This is a genomic window from Aeromicrobium sp. CnD17-E (assembly GCF_024124745.1).
Lineage (GTDB): Bacteria > Actinomycetota > Actinomycetes > Propionibacteriales > Nocardioidaceae > Aeromicrobium.
The window spans coordinates 1-1,789 of sequence record NZ_JAMXRU010000201.1 but is presented as its reverse complement, the minus strand read 5'-3'; the positions used below and the strand labels follow the sequence as shown (position 1 = coordinate 1,789).

The following is a 1,789-nucleotide window of genomic DNA, read 5'->3' as shown; positions in this document are numbered from 1 at the left end:
GGCGTGGTCGGGGGCGCCCGGGTGGACGGGGCCCAGCGCGCACACGGCGACGTCGACGGCCGACGCACCGGCCAGCCGAGTCCCGAGGTCGTCGTCCTCGACGTCGAGGACGTCGGCACCCGCGAGCGCCGCGGTGTCGTCGGCGTGGCGCGAGACGGCGAGCACAGGTCCTTCGCGCAGGGCCAGCAGGCTGCGACCGACGCGCGTGCGCGGGCCGACCACGACCAACGGCACGGTGCCGGCGGGGACGGGGTCGACGACGTCCGGGCCGGCGTCCGCTCGCAGGGCCGCGCTGCTCGACGTGGCGGTCATCGCGCACCTCGCTGCAGCACGGCCTCGAACCGGTCGGCGCAGCCGGCCAGCGAGAACTCCTGCTCGGCGAGCTCACGCGCCTGCGCACGCACGGTGTCGCGCCGCTCGTCGTCGGCGAGCAGGGCGTCGACCCAGGCCGCCGCCGCGGGCAGCGAGGCCGCCTCGGGACGGCCGACGTGGCCACCGGCGCGCTCGACCAGGTCGGAGGCGGCGTTCTCCTCGGGCATCAGGCCGACGACGGGGCGGCCTGCGCACAGGTAGGAGAGCGTCTTGGACGGCACCGAGAACGCCCCCGCCTGCTGGTCGAGCAGCACGACGAGGACGTCGCCGCTGCCGAGCACCTCGGGAAGACGCTCGTAGGGCTGGAAGGGCAGCAGGGTGAGCGGGACGTCGAGGCGGTCGGCCTCGGCGCGGATCACGTCGGCCGCGGGGCCCTCGTTCACGACGACGAGCCGCACGGGACGACCGAGCTCGCGCACGGCGGCCGTCAGCCGCACCAGCAGGGCCGGGTCGTGCTTGAGGCCGAGGGTCCCGGAGTACAGGAGGGTCTGGACGTCGTCGAGCTCGTGCTCCACGGCCCAGTCGTTCTTGCGCTGGACGGGCACGATCTCGTCGAGCGGGGCCCAGTTGGCGATGACGGTCGTCTTGTCCGCCGTGCCCCACCGCTCGTGCACCGGGACGAAGGAGTCGGCGATGACGACCACCTGGCTGGCACGCCGCGACGTCCAGCGCTCGGCCAGGTCGAACGCGAGCGCGACGGCACGGAAGGAGCGCGAGAGCTTGGCGCCGGCGAAGGACCGGACGGCCACCGAGTAGACGTCCTGGTGCCACAGCACCCAGGGCTGGCGGAACATCGCCATGGCGGCGGCGAAGACGACGAGCGTCGGGATCTGCACGTTCGACATGAGCGCGACGTCGGGACGGACGCGGCGCACGTGGCGCACGAGCTCGACACCGAGGCGCACCTCGAGGAGCAGCCGCTGCACGAAGCGGCCCTTGTCGAAGACGATGCCGTCGCCGACGGTCTCGAAGCGGATCGTCTCGCCGGGCTGCGCCTCGAGACGGCCCTTGCCGGAGACGTAGGCGTTGCAGGTGGAGTGCGTCACGTCGTGCCCGCGCCGGGCGAGCTCGCGGCTGAGCTGGGCCTGGAACGGGTGCCCGCTGTAGTCGTGCACGAGGACGCGCATTCGACCTCCACTCGTGGTCACCGCTTCTCGGTGTCGCACGGGTCAACGAGGCGCGGCACCCGGGGTTACGTCCGCGGCGGCTCGTGGAGGGACTTTCGTCACACGGTCGGGTCGCGTCCCTCGTCGAGCGCCTTCCACGGGTCCTCGACGACCGGGCGGCGCGACGGCGCGTCGTAGCGTCCGCTCATGCCGGGCCAGGCGCGTCCGTGTCGGACCACGACGGCGCCGAGCAGCGCCGCGACCGCGAAGCCGCCGGCCGCGACGAACGGCCACGGCGACGTCGCGACGCG

3 protein-coding genes are annotated in these 1,789 nt (G+C 74.1%); all 3 read right to left on the bottom strand.

Going from position 1 to position 1,789, the window contains the following annotated elements; all coding sequences use genetic code 11:
- A partial coding sequence (locus NH339_RS18095; RefSeq protein ID WP_253027408.1) for a hypothetical protein occupies positions 1 to 312 on the bottom strand: 312 nt, incomplete at its 3' end.
- On the bottom strand, positions 309 to 1,499 hold the full coding sequence (locus NH339_RS18090) for a glycosyltransferase family 4 protein (RefSeq protein ID WP_253027406.1): 1,191 nt from the start codon (positions 1,497 to 1,499) through the stop codon (positions 309 to 311). The genes NH339_RS18095 and NH339_RS18090, both read right to left, overlap by 4 nt.
- Positions 1,500 to 1,597: 98 nt before the next feature.
- A partial coding sequence (locus NH339_RS18085; protein ID WP_253027405.1) for a Trp biosynthesis-associated membrane protein occupies positions 1,598 to 1,789 on the bottom strand: 192 nt, incomplete at its 5' end.